This window comes from Pseudoduganella buxea (genome assembly GCF_009720835.1).
In the GTDB taxonomy this organism is placed as follows: domain Bacteria; phylum Pseudomonadota; class Gammaproteobacteria; order Burkholderiales; family Burkholderiaceae_D; genus Rugamonas; species Rugamonas buxea.
This window is the reverse complement of the sequence record NZ_WNKZ01000198.1, coordinates 1-1937: the sequence shown is the minus strand read 5'-3', so window position 1 is coordinate 1937 and position 1937 is coordinate 1. Positions and strand designations below refer to the sequence as shown.

General features: G+C 75.3%; 2 protein-coding genes. Both read left to right on the top strand.

The features are described from left to right. On the top strand, positions 1-1106 hold a 1106-nt coding region (locus GM672_RS28580; RefSeq protein ID WP_211517454.1), incomplete at its 5' end, for a hypothetical protein. Beyond that, positions 1103-1937: type VI secretion system protein TssA (gene tssA, locus GM672_RS27515; protein WP_155473673.1), on the top strand; the 835-nt coding region annotated here is incomplete at its 3' end. The genes GM672_RS28580 and tssA, both read left to right, overlap by 4 nt.

Sequence of the window (1937 nt, the reverse complement as noted above, 5' to 3'; positions counted from 1 at the left end):
CCTGGCTGGCGCGTCCGGGTGCGCAGGCCGGCCGCGACGTGCAGGGTGCGTTGGCCGACTGGACCCGTATCGAGGCCGAGCTGGCGCGGCATGCGGCCAAGGTGCCGGGCGGCTCGCTGACGCGGCTGGAGCAGTTCATCGCCGAGGACCTGGCCAGCCTGGACAGCACCAACTGCGCCGCCCGGCTGGGGCGGGCCGGGGCCGTGCCGACCGATTTCTTCCAGCGCCGCCTGGCCAGGGTGGCGGCCCTGTACCGGCCCCGCTGCGCCGCCGTGGAGCTTGCCGCCAGCCGGGCCGCGTACGACGCCATCGCCGGCCACTACAACACGTGGATGGCGCAGCGCTATCCCTTCGCCAGCGCCGCCGATGCCCCGCCGGCCGAGCCGGAACAGGTGCGCAAGCTGCTTGGCATGCTGGACACGGCATTGCCGGCGGCCCGGCTGGTGCCGGCACGGCGGCAGGACGCGCAGGCGCTGGCGGCCCAGGCGTTCCTGGACCGGCTGGCCGCGATCCAGCCGCTGCTGGCGGCCATCCTGGCGGACGATCCGGCCGGCGGACCCGCCGCGCTCGACCTGTGGCCCCAGTTCCGCATCAACCGGGGGCGCGAAAAAGGCGCGGACCAGATCATCGACTGGCGCGTCGAGGCGGGCCCGAAACTGCCGCCACCGACGGCGGGCGGGACGCCCGGCGTGACGTGGCGCCTGGGCGAGCCGGTGACGGTGGCGCTGCGCTGGGCCGGCAACAGCCCCGTCGCCCCCGCGGCCAGCGCCGCGCTGCCGGCGATGCGGGTCGAAGGCAAGGTCGCCAGCTGGCAGTACGACGATCCCTGGGCGTTGCTGCGCGTGCTGGAGGCGCATGCGGCGCCCCTGTCCGACCTGGCCGAACGGGATGCCCGGCCGCCGCAAGTGCTGCGCTTCGTCGTACCCACGCGCGATGCGGCCGGCGCCCCCACCGGCGACGCCGTGGCCTATGCGCGGCTGGCCGTCTCGGTGCACGGCAAGCCCGAGCGCCTGCCGGTGCCGCGCTTTCCCACCGGGGCCGCACCGGCTTTCCCAGGCGGCCCCGGCGCGGCGCTGGCCAGCAACCGTGAAGGACAGACACCATGACCATTGCAACGCTGCTGGACCCGCTGGAGCAGGGCGGCCCCTGCGGCGCGCCGCTGCTGCATGAACCGGAGTACGACGCCATCGCCCTGGCCCGGCACGAGGACGACACGTCGCTGCCGCTGGGCGTATGGACGGGCGTCCAGAAGCGGGCCGACTGGCACGAGGTGGTGCGCCTGTGCGAAGAGGCGCTGCGCCGGCGCAGCAAGGATATCCAGGTGGCCGCATGGCTGGGCGAGGCGTGGATTTCACTCGACGGCCTGGCCGGCGGCCTGCGCGCCACGACCTTGCTGCATGCGCTGTGCGAGGCGTTCTGGCCGGCCCTGCATCCATTGCCGCGCGACGGCGACCAGGACTTCCGCACCGCGCCGTTCGACTGGGCCGACCAGCACTGGCACGAGGCGCTGCTGCTGCGCGTGCCGCTGGTGCAGGGCACGGGGCCGGAAGCGCAGGCCATCACGCTGGGCCAATGGCGTGCCGCGCTGGCGGCCGAGAACGAGGGCCGCAAGGAAAAGAGCGGTGGCCGCCAGGACCGGCCGCCCCGGGTCGACCAGCTGACTCACGCGCAGGCGCTGGCCCAGGCGGCCACGATGCCGGTGCCGGCATGCCGTGCGGCGCTGGAGGCGGCGACGGCATGGTCGGCGGCGCTGACCGGACTGCACGTGCTGCTGGACCGGCTGCTGCCCGGCGCGCCGCCACGCCTGCGGCGCCTGTGCGAAACGCTGGCCGAAGCGGAGCAGGTGCTGCGCCTGTGCCTGCAGCAGCATCCCGGCTACAGCGATGCCGTGCCCGAAGCGCCGCCCGTGCCCGCCGAGGCCGCGCCGGCGGTGGCGG